This window comes from Salmonella sp. SJTUF15591, assembly GCF_043356435.1.
Lineage (GTDB): Bacteria > Pseudomonadota > Gammaproteobacteria > Enterobacterales > Enterobacteriaceae > Salmonella > Salmonella enterica.
Genome location: NZ_JBEUJO010000014.1, coordinates 22554 through 38767 on the forward strand (window position 1 = coordinate 22554; position 16214 = coordinate 38767).

Sequence of the window (16214 nt, forward strand, 5' to 3'; positions counted from 1 at the left end):
AATACATCAAGGATATATTATGAACACATTATTTAAAATATTAGTTATAACATTACTTATAGTGGTTATAGGATACGTTATTGTATTGCACTCACTACCCCCAATGCGTTACTAAATCTCAGACTGCTGACAAACCTTCCAGGCGCTGTTAAATGTTGGGATTCGCTCCCCTCAACCTACAGACTAAATCTCTCCCTTATATAAGGGAGAGATTACGCGGGAATATTAAATATCGATATTCGCTGCTTTCAGGGCGTTCTCTTCGATAAAGGCACGACGAGGCTCAACGGCATCACCCATCAGCGTGGTGAACAGCTGGTCGGCAGCAATCGCATCTTTGACGGTCACACGCAGCATACGGCGGCTTTCCGGGTCCATGGTGGTTTCCCACAGCTGATCCGGGTTCATTTCACCCAGACCTTTATAACGCTGGATAGCCAGACCGCGACGTGATTCTTTCACCAGCCACTCCAGCGCCTGCTCGAAGCTGGTTACCGGCTGGCGACGCTCGCCGCGTTCGATAAACGCGTCCTCTTCAATCAGACCGCGCAGCTTCTCGCCCAGCGTGCAGATACGACGATATTCCGCGCCGGTCACAAACTCGTGATCCAACGGATAATCGGTATCCACACCATGCGTACGCACGCGAACGATCGGCTCGAACAGATTCTGTTCCGTATTAGTATGAACATCGAACTTCCACTGACTGCCGTGCTGCTCTTTCTCATTCAGCTCGGTAATCAGCGCATTCACCCAACGCGTTACAGTCTGCTCATCAGAAAGATCGGCTTCGGTCAGAGTTGGCTGATACACCAGCTCTTTGAGCAGCGCTTTCGGGAAGCGACGCTCCATACGACCAATCATTTTCTGCGTGGCGTTATATTCAGAGACCAGTTTTTCTAACGCTTCGCCGGATAGCGCTGGCGCATGAGCGTTCGCGTGCAGAGTCGCACCGTCAAGCGCGATGGAAATCTGGTACTGATCCATCGCTTCGTCGTCTTTGATGTACTGTTCCTGCTTGCCTTTCTTCACTTTGTACAGCGGCGGCTGGGCAATGTAAACGTGGCCGCGCTCGACGATTTCCGGCATCTGACGATAGAAGAAGGTCAACAGCAGCGTACGGATGTGCGAGCCGTCGACGTCCGCATCGGTCATGATGATGATGCTGTGATAGCGCAGCTTGTCCGGGTTGTACTCGTCGCGACCGATACCGCAGCCCAGCGCGGTGATCAGAGTCGCCACTTCCTGAGAGGAGAGCATCTTGTCGAAGCGCGCTTTCTCGACGTTGAGGATTTTACCTTTCAGCGGCAGAATCGCCTGGTTTTTACGGTTACGCCCCTGCTTCGCAGAGCCGCCCGCGGAGTCCCCTTCCACCAGGTACAGTTCGGACAGCGCCGGGTCGCGTTCCTGACAGTCCGCCAGTTTGCCCGGCAGACCGGCTAAATCGAGCGCGCCTTTACGACGGGTCATTTCACGGGCGCGACGCGCCGCTTCACGCGCACGCGCGGCGTCGATAATTTTGCCGACGACGATTTTCGCGTCAGATGGGTTTTCCAGCAGGTATTCGCTCAGCAGTTCGTTCATCTGCTGTTCTACCGCCGATTTCACCTCGGAAGAGACCAGCTTATCTTTGGTCTGCGAGGAGAATTTCGGGTCCGGCACTTTTACGGAAACCACCGCAATCAGACCTTCACGGGCATCGTCGCCGGTGGCGCTGACTTTAGCTTTTTTGCTGTAGCCTTCTTTGTCCATGTAGGCGTTCAGCGTACGGGTCATCGCCGCACGGAAGCCTGCCAGGTGGGTACCGCCGTCGCGCTGCGGAATGTTGTTGGTAAAGCAGTAGATGTTTTCCTGGAAACCGTCGTTCCACTGCAGCGCTACTTCCACGCCGATACCGTCTTTTTCGGTGGAGAAGTAGAAGATATTCGGGTGGATCGGCGTTTTGTTCTTGTTGAGGTACTCAACGAAAGCCTTGATGCCGCCTTCGTAGTGGAAATGATCTTCTTTGCCATCGCGCTTGTCGCGCAGACGGATGGAGACGCCTGAGTTCAGGAATGACAGTTCACGCAGGCGTTTCGCCAGGATCTCATATTCAAATTCAGTGACGTTGGTGAAGGTTTCGTGGCTCGGCCAGAAACGTACCATCGTGCCGGTTTTATCGGTATCGCCAGTGACGGCCAGGGGTGCCTGCGGCACACCGTGCTCGTAGATCTGACGGTGAATTTTGCCATCTCGCTGGATAACCAGTTCCAGTTTTTGCGACAGAGCGTTGACTACCGAGACGCCCACGCCGTGCAGACCGCCGGAGACTTTATAGGAGTTATCGTCAAATTTACCGCCCGCGTGCAGAACGGTCATGATCACTTCCGCCGCCGAGACGCCTTCTTCCGGGTGAATACCGGTCGGAATGCCACGGCCATCATCCGTTACGGACACGGAATTATCGGCGTGAATAGTCACGACGATATCTTTACAGTGACCTGCGAGCGCTTCGTCGATAGCGTTATCTACCACCTCGAATACCATGTGGTGCAGACCGGTGCCGTCATCCGTGTCGCCGATATACATACCCGGGCGCTTACGCACCGCATCCAGCCCTTTCAGGACTTTGATACTGGAGGAGTCATAAGAATTCGACATCAACGTTTCTCGCTCATTTAATCTTGGGTTAATCCGTTATTTTACCCTTTTCCACGGTAAACATCTTCGAATTTTCATCCGACATGTCTATAACGTGTTCAGCGCTAATTGCGCTGACAAAGACCTGCGATTGCGTGGCTTTTAAGCGGCTGGCCAGCAGTCCGCGACGCGCATCGTCAAGTTCAGAGGCAAAATCATCTATCAGGTACAGGCAGCGCCGCCCGCTTTCGCGGGTGAGGAACTCGCCCTGCGCCAGACGTAAGGCGCACATCAATAACTTTAGCTGCCCGCGCGACAGGGTATCTTCCACCGGCGCGCCGTCGGCGCGAATGCGAAAGTCCGCTTTATGCGGCCCGTGCGCGGTGTAGGTCAACATACGGTCACGCTCAAAGCTTCGCTCCAGCACGTCCGCATAGTCTGTCTCTTTCTCCCAGCCGCGCTGGAAAGAGAACGTCAGGGAAAATTCAGGTAAAAACTGCTGACAGGTATCCGCCATGTCCTGTGCGATAGCGCTACTGTACTCCGCCCGCCAGGTACTAATTTGTTCCGCCAGCGGAATCAGCTCTTTATCCCACGGGCGCAATTGCTCATAACGACTCACCTGGCGCAGCGCGGCATTACGCTGTTTCAGCAATCGTTTCAGGTTGCTCCAGGCGGTGAAGAATCCGGCTTCGTTGTGAAAGCATCCCCAGTCAAGGAACGCTCTTCTGTATTTGGGGCCGCCGTTGAGTAAAGTAAACCCCTCCGGCGTAATCAACTGCATCGGCATTAAATGCGCCAGCTCCGCGATCTTGTGGCCGTCGGTACCGTCGATACGGACTTTGCTGTCGCCCTGCTTATCTTTGGTTAAGCCAATCGACGTCTCACGCTCTTCGCCCTGCAGGCGCCCGTGAAGAACAAACGCTTCCTGCTCATGACGAATCACGCGGCCAGGCTGCAAACTGCGAAACGCCCGACCGTGGCCAAGCGTATAGATAGCTTCCAGCACGCTGGTTTTGCCGCTACCGTTGGCGCCAACCAGGAAATTAAAGCCGGGGGATAAAGCGAGATCCGCATTTTCTATGTTGCGGAAGTCTTTGATTAAAAGGCGCGTCAGTGACATATATTAGTACATTCGTCCAGGGGCGTGTGTGTCGCAGCCAGTTCGTCTACCGCCAGCGCGCAGAAAGCGGAGCGTACACGAAGTACGTGAGCATTTCGAGCACTGCCGGGAGGCGAAATGGCAAGTAAACCAGCCCCTTTTCAGATTCTACAGCCTCATTGGCATAACAACGTAGGCAGCACTCTGTGACGCCGCATCCTCAATCTGTACGCTGGATACGGAATCCGTCAGCATAATGCGCACGGTTTCGCACTTCAGCGCATTGAGCACGTCCAGCACGTAACTGACGTTAAAGCCGATTTCCATCTCCGTCCCGCCGTAGCTCACGTCCAGAATCTCTTCCGCTTCTTCCTGCTCCGGGTTATTGGCGGTGATTTTGAGCTGATTCTCACTGACGTACAGACGCACGCCGCGGAATTTCTCATTCGAGAGGATTGCCGCGCGGGCAAACGCCTGCTTGAGGATATCGCAGCCCGCTTCCAGATGTTTATCCGGATTCTTCGGCAGAACGCGACGGTAATCCGGGAAGCGACCATCCACCAGCTTCGAGGTAAAGATAAAGTCGCCGACGTGCGCGCGGATATTATTACTGCCGATCTGCACGCGCAGCGGGTTTTCGCCGCCGTCGAGCATACGCATCAGTTCAATCACGCCTTTACGCGGCACAATCACCGAGTGGCTGGGTAAGGACGCTTCCAGCGGCATTGAGCACACCGCCAGACGGTGGCCGTCGGTCGCGACAGTGCGCAGTTCGCTACCTTCCGTTTCAAACAGCATACCGTTTAAGTAGTAGCGCACATCCTGATGGGCCATCGAAAACTGGGTCGCTTCAATCAGGCGCTTCATCGTGGCCTGCGGCAGCGTAAATTCAACTTCGCTTTGCCAGTCGTCAAGATTCGGGAAATCGGCGGCAGGCAGTGTAGACAGCGAGAAGCGGCTACGGCCAGAACGCACCAGCATCCGATCGCCTTCCAACTGAACGGCAATCTCCGCGCCCTCCGGCAGGCCGCGGCAGATATCAAAGAATTTCCGCGCCGGCACGGTAGTGGCGCCCGGCTCATGCGGCTGAGAAAGCGTAACGCGCGCGACCATCTCCATTTCAAGATCGGTGCCGGTCAGAGAAAGCGTACCGCCCGCTACCTGGAGGAGCAGGTTACCGAGAATCGGCAGCGTAGGACGACCGCCCAGCGGGCCGCTGACCTGCTGAAGCGGTTTTAATAAATGTTCACGTTCAACGGTAAATTTCATAGGATCACGACGACAATGTTCTGATTAAATTCGAAAAATCTTCTTTGATATCGTGGCTTTCTTCACGCAGTTGCTCAATTTTACGACAGGCATGAAGTACGGTAGTGTGGTCGCGCCCGCCAAACGCATCGCCGATTTCCGGCAGACTGTGGTTGGTGAGCTCTTTTGCCAGCGCCATAGCCATCTGGCGCGGACGTGCTACCGAGCGAGATCGACGCTTAGAAAGCAGATCCGCAATTTTGATTTTGTAATACTCGGCCACCGTCTTCTGAATATTGTCGATGGTGACCAGTTTTTCCTGCAACGCCAGTAAATCGCGCAGCGCTTCGCGCACAAAGTCGATAGTAATCGCCCGGCCGGTAAAGTTGGCATTGGCGATCACCCGGTTCAGCGCGCCTTCCAGTTCACGTACGTTAGAGCGTAGACGCTTGGCGATAAAGAACGCGACCTCGCCTGGCAGACGAATATCATTTTCGTCCGCTTTTTTCATCAGGATCGCCACGCGGGTTTCCAGTTCTGGCGGTTCGATCGCCACTGTTAGCCCCCAACCAAAGCGGGACTTGAGACGATCCTCAACGCCGTTGATCTCTTTCGGATAGCGATCCGACGTCAAAATGATCTGCTGATTGCCTTCCAGCAGAGCGTTAAAGGTGTGGAAAAACTCTTCCTGGGATCGTTCTTTATTGGCGAAGAATTGAATATCGTCGATCAGCAATGCGTCAACGGAGCGGTAGTAGCGTTTAAACTCTTCGATGGCGTTATTTTGCAGGGCTTTTACCATGTCCTGCACAAAGCGCTCGGAGTGCATATACACGACTTTCGCGTTGGGTTTGCGCGCCATAATGCCGTTACCTACCGCGTGCAGCAGGTGAGTTTTACCCAGACCGGTGCCGCCATAGAGGAATAAGGGGTTATAGGCGCCGCCAGGATTATCCGCCACCTGACGTGCCGCCGCGCGCGCCAGTTGGTTGGATTTACCTTCGACGAAGTTATCAAATGTATGTTTAACATTGACGTTGGAGCGGTAGGTCGGCTCCGCCGGCGCTGGTACGTTATCCCAGCCCGAACGGGCCGCAGGCGCTACGCGCTGCGGCTGCGCCGTCGTTGTCTGCGCAGGCGCGACAACGTTATGCACAGGCGTTTTTAGCGTTTGCGTAACGGGCTTTGTTCCCACTTCAAAACGCAGTTGTGGGGCATCCGCGCCGCAGAATGTGTTGAGTAATCCATTGATATTGTTGAGGTACTTATCTCTTACCCAATCGAGCACAAAACGGTTTGGCGCATACAAAGCCAGCGTGTTATCGCTCAGTTCCGCCTGCAACGGGCGTATCCACATACTGAATTCTGTGGCTGGTAACTCATCCTGCAATCGGGCAAGACACTGCTGCCAAAGCGAAAGTGACACGGCGGACTCCACTCGAACAAAAGTCGATAAATGACAAAGGCTGATACATTAATGATTGTTGGCGCACGTCGATAAGACCCTGCATGAAGGGTGACGCACGAACCGCTGTCTGCGGTTTTCACGGATCTTTCAAACGATCGCGATTTCACGCAGCCTGAAAGATTCCGTGTTCATGCCTGACCAGGATCGTTTGAAACGATCAGGACCGCGGATCATAGCCTAAACTGAGCAAGAGATCTTCTGTTTCTCACAGATTCTTCCCGATTTATCCACAGGACTTTCCAGGAAAGGATAAGTGTAATCGATCCTGGGGAACTCCTGTACGCTTTCGCGCGCATATTGAAAAAATTAATAGGTAAAGGTGAGCAGACGCCTAAAAGATCGCATAAAGATCCAGGGCGATCCTTGCGCTTTACCTGGCAGTCCGTATAATTCTCCACCCGTCGCGCAATGCCCGTCATATGGCGTCAACGCTGCTTATTTTCCGCACAAAAAGGCGTGGAAAATCGCGGGAAAATAAGGAAAGAGAATTGACTCCGGAGTGTACAATTATTACAATCCGGCCTCTTTAATCACCCACACTGTGGCGTAAGTCGTTCAAAGTTTGTTCGGGTATACGCAAAAGTCAGTGAATTTATTCAAGTTTAGGTAGAAATCGCCATGAAACGCACTTTTCAACCGTCTGTACTGAAGCGCAACCGTTCTCACGGCTTCCGTGCTCGTATGGCTACTAAAAATGGTCGTCAGGTTCTGGCACGTCGTCGTGCTAAAGGCCGCGCTCGTCTGACCGTTTCCAAGTAATAAAGCTAACCCCTGAGTGGTTAAGCTCGCATTTCCCAGGGAGTTACGTTTGTTAACTCCCGCTCATTTCACATTCGTCTTCCAGCAACCTCAACGGGCTGGCACGCCGCAAATCACCATCCTCGGCCGCCTGAATTCGCTGGGGCATCCCCGTATCGGTCTTACCGTCGCCAAGAAAAATGTTCGACGTGCGCATGAACGCAACCGGATTAAACGTCTGACGCGTGAAAGCTTCCGTCTGCGCCAGCATGAACTTCCTGCAATGGATTTCGTGGTGGTGGCGAAAAAAGGGGTTGCCGACCTCGATAACCGTGCTCTCTCGGAAGCGTTGGAAAAATTATGGCGCCGCCACTGTCGCCTGGCTCGCGGGTCCTGATAGCCCTTATTCGGGTCTATCAACGCCTGATCAGTCCGCTGCTTGGGCCGCATTGTCGTTTCACGCCAACGTGCTCAAGCTACGGAATTGAGGCATTGCGCAGGTTTGGAGTGATAAAAGGCAGTTGGTTGACGGTGAAACGCGTATTAAAATGCCACCCTTTACACCCTGGTGGTGACGATCCCGTCCCGCCCGGACCATTTGATACCAGAGAACACTAACGATGGATTCGCAACGCAATCTTTTAGTCATCGCTTTGCTGTTCGTGTCTTTCATGATCTGGCAAGCCTGGGAGCAGGATAAAAATCCGCAACCTCAGACTCAACAGACCACGCAGACAACGACCACCGCAGCGGGTAGCGCCGCCGACCAGGGCGTACCAGCCAGTGGCCAGGGGAAAATGATTACGGTGAAAACCGATGTGCTTGATTTGACTATCAACACCCGTGGTGGTGATGTCGAGCAGGCCTTGCTCCCGGCTTACCCGAAAGAACTGGGTTCCAACGAACCGTTCCAGCTGCTGGAAACCACCCCGCAGTTTATCTATCAGGCGCAAAGCGGCCTGACAGGCCGTGACGGCCCGGATAACCCGGCGAACGGCCCGCGTCCGCTGTACAACGTCGAGAAAGATGCGTTTGTACTGGCCGACGGTCAGAACGAACTGCAGGTTCCGATGACTTATACTGACGCCGCAGGCAACACGTTTACCAAAACGTTTGTCTTTAAGCGTGGCGATTATGCGGTTAACGTGAACTATAGCGTGCAGAACACCGGCGAAAAACCGCTGGAAGTCTCCACCTTTGGTCAGTTAAAACAATCCGTCAACCTGCCTCCTCATCGCGACACCGGCAGCAGCAACTTTGCGCTGCATACGTTCCGCGGCGCAGCGTACTCCACGCCGGATGAGAAGTATGAGAAATACAAATTCGACACCATTGCCGATAACGAAAACCTCAACGTCAGCTCCAAAGGCGGTTGGGTGGCAATGTTGCAGCAGTATTTCGCTACCGCATGGATTCCGCGTAACGACGGCACCAACAATTTCTACACCGCCAATCTGGGTAACGGCATTGTCGCTATCGGCTATAAAGCGCAGCCGGTACTGGTACAGCCAGGCCAGACTGGCGCGATGACCAGCACCCTGTGGGTCGGCCCGGAAATTCAGGATAAAATGGCGGCTGTTGCACCGCACCTGGATTTGACCGTGGACTACGGCTGGTTGTGGTTCATCTCTCAGCCGCTGTTCAAGTTGCTGAAGTGGATCCACAGCTTTGTGGGCAACTGGGGCTTCTCCATTATCATCATTACCTTTATCGTTCGCGGTATCATGTACCCGCTGACCAAAGCGCAGTACACGTCAATGGCGAAGATGCGTATGCTGCAGCCGAAAATTCAGGCGATGCGCGAACGTCTTGGCGATGATAAACAGCGCCAAAGCCAGGAGATGATGGCCCTGTACAAAGCGGAGAAGGTTAACCCGCTGGGCGGCTGCTTCCCGCTGATCATCCAGATGCCTATCTTCCTGGCGTTGTACTACATGCTGATGGGTTCCATTGAACTGCGTCATGCGCCGTTCGCGCTGTGGATTCATGACCTGTCCGCACAGGACCCGTACTACATTCTGCCGATCCTGATGGGCGTAACGATGTTCTTCATTCAGAAGATGTCGCCGACCACCGTGACCGACCCGATGCAGCAGAAGATCATGACCTTTATGCCGGTCATCTTTACGGTGTTCTTCCTGTGGTTCCCGTCAGGTCTGGTGCTGTACTATATCGTCAGCAACCTGGTCACTATCATTCAGCAGCAGCTGATTTACCGTGGTCTGGAGAAGCGTGGCCTGCATAGCCGCGAGAAGAAAAAATCCTGATTCGGTGTAGGCCGGATAAGGCGAAGCCGCCATCCGGCAAGGCGCGCCGGTCAGCCTGATGGCGCTAACGCTTATCAGGCCTACAATCAAAAGGCGGTCATATGACCGCCTTTTTTATTGCAACAAAGTTGAGACTAACCATGAGCCATAACGACACTATCGTCGCCCAGGCAACCCCACCGGGACGCGGTGGCGTGGGTATCCTGCGTATCTCTGGTCTGAAAGCGCGCGACGTTGCGCAAGAGGTGCTGGGCAAGCTGCCGAAGCCGCGCTATGCCGACTACCTGCCGTTTAAAGACGTTGACGGCAGCGCGCTGGATCAGGGTATTGCGCTGTGGTTCCCCGGCCCGAACTCCTTCACCGGTGAAGATGTGCTGGAGCTACAAGGGCACGGCGGTCCGGTGATCCTGGACCTGCTGTTAAAACGTATCCTGACGCTTCCAGGCGTGCGCATTGCCCGACCTGGCGAGTTCTCCGAGCGAGCGTTCCTCAACGATAAGCTCGATTTAGCCCAGGCGGAAGCCATTGCCGACCTGATCGATGCCAGTTCCGAACAGGCGGCGCGTTCGGCGCTAAACTCGTTACAGGGGGCATTTTCCGCCCGCGTTAACCACCTTGTGGAAGCACTTACTCACCTGCGAATCTACGTCGAAGCGGCTATCGATTTTCCGGATGAGGAGATCGACTTTCTCTCTGACGGCAAAATTGAAGCGCAGCTCAATGGCGTCATCGCCGATCTTGACGCCGTGCGAACCGAAGCGCGCCAGGGCAGCCTGCTGCGCGAAGGGATGAAGGTAGTGATTGCCGGACGCCCGAATGCCGGGAAATCCAGCCTGCTGAATGCGCTGGCAGGCCGTGAAGCGGCCATTGTCACCGATATCGCCGGTACCACGCGCGACGTGTTGCGCGAGCATATTCACATCGACGGGATGCCGCTGCATATCATCGATACCGCCGGACTGCGCGACGCCAGCGACGAAGTTGAGCGTATCGGCATCGAACGCGCCTGGCAGGAGATTGAACAGGCCGATCGCGTGCTGTTTATGGTGGATGGCACCACGACGGACGCCGTTGACCCTGCCGACATCTGGCCGGACTTTATCGCCCGTCTGCCCAAAAATCTACCGATTACCGTGGTACGTAACAAGGCGGATATCACCGGCGAACCGTTGGGTATTAGTGAAGTAAACGGTCACTCACTGGTTCGCCTCTCGGCGCGTACCGGCGAAGGCGTCGACGTGTTGCGTAACCACCTCAAGCAGAGCATGGGGTTTGATACCAATATGGAAGGCGGCTTCCTGGCCCGCCGCCGTCACCTACAGGCGCTGGCGGAAGCCGCTAACCATCTTGAACAGGGCAAAGCGCAGTTATTAGGCGCATGGGCGGGGGAACTGCTGGCGGAAGAGTTGCGCCTGGCGCAGCAAAGCTTAAGCGAGATTACCGGCGAGTTTACCTCCGACGACCTGCTGGGACGGATTTTCTCCAGTTTCTGTATTGGTAAATAACGTTGTGTGGCCCGGTGGCGCGATGCTTACCGGGCCTACAAAACCCGTAAGCCGGATAAGGCGTTTATGCCGCCATCCGGCAGCAATGATTTCCCATGCGGAAATCACTGTTGTCCAAATGGCAACTCGTCTCGCGCAACGTCGCCCCGTATTCTTAGCGCCACACTTTTCGTGAGGCCGCTATGAAACGTTTTCTACTGTGTAGTTTTGCCCTGGTTTTACTCTATCCTGCCGGTATTGATATGTATCTGGTCGGTTTACCGCGTATAGCCGCCGATCTGAACGCCAGCGAGGCGCAGTTGCATATCGCCTTCTCCGTTTACCTGGCCGGAATGGCGACGGCCATGCTGTTTGCCGGGAAGATAGCCGACCAGTCAGGCCGCAAGCCGGTCGCGATCGTCGGCGCGATCGTCTTTATGATGGCCTCACTGCTTTGTTCACGGGCGTCGGAAGGCTCGCTATTTCTGAGTGGGCGTTTTCTTCAGGGGGTAGGAGCAGGCGGCTGCTATGTGGTGGCGTTCGCCATTCTGCGCGACACGCTCGACGAGCATCGCCGGGCGAAAGTGCTGTCATTATTGAATGGGATTACCTGTATTGTGCCGGTACTCGCCCCGGTGGTGGGGCATTTGATTATGCTTCGTTTCCCCTGGCAAAGTCTGTTCTATACGATGTCCGCGATGGGCATTATTGTGGGCCTGTTATCACTGTTTATCCTGCGCGAGACGCGCCCGGTAAGGCTGGCTCCACGCGATTTATCACGATCGTCGCCCGCCGCCGAGTCGCTGATTAACCGTTTTTTCGTTAGTCGACTGGCGATCACCACCCTTAGCGTGTCGGTGATCCTGACCTTTGTCAATGCCTCTCCAGTGCTGCTGATGGAGGTGATGGGATTTAGCCGTGGCGACTATGCCATTACCATGGCGCTCACCGCAGGCGTCAGTATGGTCGTCTCTTTTTCCACCCCTTTTGCGCTTGGGTTATTTAAGCCGCGAACCTTAATGCTCGTCTCACAGGGGCTGTTTTTGACGGCTGGCGTGACGTTAAGCCTTGCTCATACCAATACCGTCACACTCTTTGGCCTGACGCTTATCTGCGCCGGATTCTCGGTTGGTTTTGGCGTCGCGATGAGCCAGGCGCTGGGGCCGTTTTCGCTGCGCGCCGGAGTGGCCAGTTCCACGCTCGGTATCGCGCAGGTTTGCGGTTCATCACTGTGGATTTGGCTGGCGGCAATACTCGGTATCAGCGCGATGAATATGCTGATCGGGATTCTGATTGGTTGTAGCATAGTGAGTATTCTGCTGATCTTCTCCGTCACGCCCAACAGGTCCGTAGCCGAGCATGAAGAAATCCCTTACCAATCTCGACCTTAATTTGCTGTTATGCCTACAGTTACTCATGCAGGAGCGCAGCGTCACTAAAGCTGCAAAACGGATGAACGTAACGCCCTCAGCGGTCAGCAAATCGCTGGCGAAACTCCGGGCATGGTTTGACGATCCGCTGTTCGTCAATACGCCGCTGGGCCTGGCGCCGACGCCGCTGATGGTCAGTATGGAGCAAAGTCTGGCGGACTGGATGCAGATGGGGAATCAACTGCTTGATAAACCGCATCATCAAACGCCGCGCGGTTTAAAATTTGAGTTGGCAGCAGAGTCGCCGCTGATGATGATTATGTTTAATTCACTGTCGCAGCAGATTTATCAGCGCTATCCGCAGGCTACCATTAAGGTTCGCAACTGGGATTATGACTCGCTGGAGGCGATTACGCGTGGGGAAGTCGATATCGGATTTACCGGACGCGAAAGCCATCCCCGCTCGCGAGAATTGCTCAGTCTGTTACCGCTCGCGATTGATTTTGAGGTACTGTTTAGCGATTTACCGTGGGTCTGGCTGCGGGAAGATCATCCGGCGCTGCGCGAAGCGTGGGATCTGGACACTTTTCTGCGCTACCCGCATATCAGTATTTGCTGGGAGCAAAGCGATACCTGGGCGCTGGATGATGTCCTGCAAGAAATGGGACGCAAACGCCATATTGCGTTGAGCCTGCCGGGGTTCGAGCAGTCGCTCTTTATGGCCGCCCAGCCGGATCACACCCTGATAGCAACCGCGCCGCGCTATTGCCAGCACTACAATCAGCTCCACCAGCTACCGTTAGTGGCGCGCCCCCTGCCTTTTGATGCGCAACAGCGGGAAAAGCTGATGGTGCCGTTTACCCTATTATGGCACAAACGTAATAGTCATAATCCCAAGATTGTGTGGCTACGACAGGCTATCAACACGCTCTGCCGTCGCCTTATCTGACCACCTGCGTTGATAAATTCACCTTCCTTTTACCAGAAATGTCACCGTCTGATTAAAGAACCTTCTGAAATTGAATTTTTAGCGCGTAAAACCTGTCCATAATTTACGTTAATGTTACTCTCGTCATTATCACGGCCCATTAATCACGGAGCGAAAAATGGCGACTCACTTTGCCAGAGGGATACTTACGGAGGGACAGTTGGTTTCAATTCGTCTCTCTTCGTCTTGCCATATTGAAGCCAGAAACCTGCCTGCTCACCGACGAACGCGTTTTCTCGCCTCCAGAGGCCTTCTTGCCGAACTGATGTTTATGCTGTACGGAATTAGCGAGCTGCCGGAAATCATTATTCAGGCGAAAGGTAAACCCGCGTTTCGTGACAAAAATCTGCCAGGCTTTTCTATCTCCTACGCCGGAAATATGGTTGGCGTGGCGTTGACCACCGAAGGAGAGTGCGGGCTGGATATGGAATTACAGCGCACCTCCCGCGGCTTTCACCATCCGCATTCGCTCGAACGCCACCCTTTCTCCCGTAATGAAAACTTATGGGTAGCCAATCAAAACGATCCCAACGAAGCGCGAGCGCAACTCATTACATTGCGCCAGAGCGTGTTAAAACTCACCGGCGATGTCATGAATGACGATCCGCGGGAGCTGCAACTTTTACCCGTTGCCGGACGCCTGAAGTGCGCGCATGTCACGCAGCTTGAAGCCGTGTGCGATGCGGAAGATGTACTGGTATGGTCCGTAACCGTTACGCCAGCGATAGAAAAATTAAAAGTGTGGGAGTTCGATGGCAAACTGGGCTGGAAAAGCCTGCCCGATATCCAGACGCGCGCCAATGAGCCAACCGGTCGTCTGATGCGATTCGCCCAACTCCCCGCCGCCAAATCGTATACGCTTAATCGTTCATAATGAAAAAAGGGGCACGTATGTCTGAAACGCTGAATGTGGTTACACTGCTGGGAAGTTTACGCAAAGGTTCCTTTAACGGGATGGTGGCGCGTACGCTGCCTAAAGTCGCGCCGGCAGGAATGACGGTATCGCCGCTGCCTTCGATCGGGGATATTCCGCTGTATGACGCCGATATCCAGCAGGAAGAGGGATTTCCAGCCAGCGTAGAGGCGCTGGCGGAGCAGATTCGCAACGCCGACGGCGTCGTCATTGTGACGCCGGAATATAACTATTCCGTTCCCGGCGGCCTGAAGAATGCCATCGACTGGCTATCCCGTCTGCCTGAGCAGCCGCTGGCGGGTAAGCCCGTTCTTATCCAGACCAGTTCAATGGGGGCGATTGGCGGCGCGCGCTGCCAGTATCATCTGCGCCAGATTCTGGTGTTCCTTGATGCGATGGTGATGAATAAACCGGAATTTATGGGCGGCGTGATTCAGAATAAAGTCGACCCGCAGAATGGAGAAGTGGTGGATCAGGGAACGTTAGATCATTTGACCGGTCAGTTGACCGCATTTGGCGAGTTTATTCAGCGCGTTAAAGCGTAAGTTATTTAAAAACCCTCCCCCCGATGGGGCGAGGGTTCATTTCATCAGTGTGCGTCAATAAACACAATCTTCAGCACAAATAACAGCGCGACAATCACTACGCACGGGCTAAGGTCGCGCAGGCGACCGGTACCGATTTTCATCACGCAGTAAGAGATAAAGCCCAGCGCGATACCTTCGGTGATCGAGAAGCTAAACGGCATCATTACCGCCGTAATAAACGCCGGGACCGATTCGGTTAAATCCTGCCAGTTTACCCGCGCCAGGCTGGAGGTCATCAGCACGCCGACGTAAATCAGCGCGCCCGCCGCCGCGTAAGGCGGCACCATGCCCGCCAGCGGCGACAGGAAGATAACCAGCAGGAACAAAATACCGACCACCACCGCCGTCAAACCGGTGCGACCGCCCACCGAAACGCCGGAAGACGATTCAATATAAGCGGTCACAGAAGACGTTCCGACAAATGCGCCAGTGACGGAAGATATACTATCAACAAACAGCGCCTGCTTCATGCGCGGGAATTTGCCTTTCTCATCCGCCAGGCCGGCTTTATCGGTCACGCCAATCAGCGTACCGGAGGAGTCAAACAGGTTTACCAGCATGAAGGAGAAAATAACCCCCGCCAGGCCAAGATTGAACGAACCTGCCAAATCGACATGCCCTACCACGCTGGTGACGCTTGGCGGCGCGGAGACAATGCCGTTGTAGTGTACATCGCCCATCATCCAGCCAAGCAGCGTCGTGACGATGATGGACACCAGCACCGCCGCATGAATGTTGCGCGAAGCGAGAATCGCAATAATAAAGAATCCGAGAACCCCCAGCAGCACGCTGTGCGAGGTCAGGTTGCCGATGCTGACCAGCGTTTCCGGGTTAGCGACGATCACGCCGGCGTTTTTTAGCCCCATCATGCCGATAAACAGGCCGATGCCGCTGGTGATGCCCACGCGCAGGCTGACCGGAATGTTGGCGATCATCCAGTAACGCACGCGGAAGATAGTCAGCAATAAAAGACCAACAGCGCCCCAGAAAATGGCGCCCATGCCTACCTGCCACGGCAGTCCCATTGCCTGCACAACCACGAAGGCAAAGAACGCGTTCAGCCCCATCGCGGGCGCCAGCGCCACCGGCAGGTTAGCGAACAGGCCCATCAGAATACTGCCAAAGGCCGCAATCAGACAGGTGGTCACAAAGACGGCGCTGGTGTCCATGCCAGCTACGCCCAGAATTTGCGGGTTAACAAAAACGATATAAACCATCGTCAGGAAAGTGGTAAAACCGGCGATCACTTCGGTTCGTGCCGTCGTGCCATGTTCGCGCAGTTTAAACACGTGTTCCAGCATACCCTGACCAGCAGCCTGGGTGGTGTGTTGTTGACTCATTATCAATTTCCGGAGAAAGGAGGGAAAATTCGCCGTTATCCTATACCAAAATGCGACACCTGGCGCAGTTGTGTGGTAATTTTTTTCACT

General features: G+C 54.5%; 14 protein-coding genes. 9 read left to right on the forward strand and 5 right to left on the reverse strand.

Annotated elements, in window-relative coordinates:
• Positions 1-225: 225 nt before the first annotated feature.
• From gyrB to dnaA, 4 genes are all read right to left on the reverse strand, one after another.
• The gene (gene gyrB / locus ABVM99_RS22165; protein WP_000072047.1) at positions 226-2640 is read right to left on the reverse strand and encodes a DNA topoisomerase (ATP-hydrolyzing) subunit B; all 2415 of its coding nucleotides are present in this window, start codon (positions 2638-2640) and stop codon (positions 226-228) included.
• Positions 2641-2668: 28 nt separating this feature from the next.
• Positions 2669-3742: a DNA replication/repair protein RecF gene (recF, locus tag ABVM99_RS22170; RefSeq protein WP_000060081.1), complete on the reverse strand. Its 1074-nt coding sequence runs from the start codon at positions 3740-3742 to the stop codon at positions 2669-2671.
• Between the two features lie 147 nt (positions 3743-3889).
• The gene (gene dnaN / locus ABVM99_RS22175; protein WP_023194493.1) at positions 3890-4990 is read right to left on the reverse strand and encodes a DNA polymerase III subunit beta; all 1101 of its coding nucleotides are present in this window, start codon (positions 4988-4990) and stop codon (positions 3890-3892) included.
• A 4-nt stretch (positions 4991-4994) separates the two neighbouring features.
• Positions 4995-6395, reverse strand: coding sequence for a chromosomal replication initiator protein DnaA (dnaA, locus tag ABVM99_RS22180; RefSeq protein WP_000059093.1), 1401 nt, complete (start codon positions 6393-6395; stop codon positions 4995-4997).
• Between the two features lie 660 nt (positions 6396-7055).
• On the opposite strand from dnaA, the gene rpmH reads away from it, so the two are divergent.
• From rpmH to ABVM99_RS22225, 9 genes are all read left to right on the forward strand, one after another.
• Positions 7056-7196 carry a 50S ribosomal protein L34 gene (gene rpmH, locus ABVM99_RS22185; protein ID WP_000831330.1) on the forward strand — a complete coding sequence of 47 codons (141 nt, stop codon included), beginning with the start codon at positions 7056-7058 and terminating at the stop codon, positions 7194-7196.
• A gap of 16 nt (positions 7197-7212) precedes the next feature.
• The gene (gene rnpA / locus ABVM99_RS22190) at positions 7213-7572 is read left to right on the forward strand and encodes a ribonuclease P protein component (protein ID WP_000239725.1); all 360 of its coding nucleotides are present in this window, start codon (positions 7213-7215) and stop codon (positions 7570-7572) included.
• A complete protein-coding gene (gene yidD, locus ABVM99_RS22195) occupies positions 7536-7793 on the forward strand; it encodes a membrane protein insertion efficiency factor YidD (RefSeq protein ID WP_001307474.1) in 258 nt (85 codons plus the stop codon). The genes rnpA and yidD overlap by 37 nt, the downstream gene beginning before the upstream one ends.
• A 2-nt stretch (positions 7794-7795) precedes the next feature.
• Positions 7796-9442, forward strand: coding sequence for a membrane protein insertase YidC (gene yidC, locus ABVM99_RS22200; protein WP_000378278.1), 1647 nt, complete (start codon positions 7796-7798; stop codon positions 9440-9442).
• Between the two features lie 140 nt (positions 9443-9582).
• Positions 9583-10947 (forward strand): tRNA uridine-5-carboxymethylaminomethyl(34) synthesis GTPase MnmE, encoded by a 1365-nt coding sequence (mnmE, locus tag ABVM99_RS22205; RefSeq protein WP_023194492.1) that lies wholly within the window; start codon positions 9583-9585, stop codon positions 10945-10947.
• Between the two features lie 182 nt (positions 10948-11129).
• Positions 11130-12317, forward strand: a complete 1188-nt coding sequence (locus ABVM99_RS22210) for an MFS transporter (protein ID WP_023194491.1) — start codon at positions 11130-11132, stop codon at positions 12315-12317.
• The gene (yidZ, locus tag ABVM99_RS22215; protein ID WP_000749365.1) at positions 12286-13245 is read left to right on the forward strand and encodes an HTH-type transcriptional regulator YidZ; all 960 of its coding nucleotides are present in this window, start codon (positions 12286-12288) and stop codon (positions 13243-13245) included. The genes ABVM99_RS22210 and yidZ overlap by 32 nt, the downstream gene beginning before the upstream one ends.
• A 157-nt stretch (positions 13246-13402) precedes the next feature.
• A complete protein-coding gene (locus tag ABVM99_RS22220; RefSeq protein WP_000190678.1) occupies positions 13403-14158 on the forward strand; it encodes a 4'-phosphopantetheinyl transferase superfamily protein in 756 nt (251 codons plus the stop codon).
• Complete coding sequence (locus ABVM99_RS22225; RefSeq protein ID WP_077684107.1) at positions 14158-14742, forward strand: NADPH-dependent FMN reductase; 585 nt, start codon at positions 14158-14160, stop codon at positions 14740-14742. The genes ABVM99_RS22220 and ABVM99_RS22225 overlap by 1 nt, the downstream gene beginning before the upstream one ends.
• A 44-nt stretch (positions 14743-14786) precedes the next feature.
• On the opposite strand, the gene adeP is transcribed toward ABVM99_RS22225, so the two are convergent.
• Positions 14787-16124, reverse strand: coding sequence for an adenine permease AdeP (gene adeP, locus ABVM99_RS22230; protein WP_023194489.1), 1338 nt, complete (start codon positions 16122-16124; stop codon positions 14787-14789).
• Positions 16125-16214: the final 90 nt, after the last annotated feature.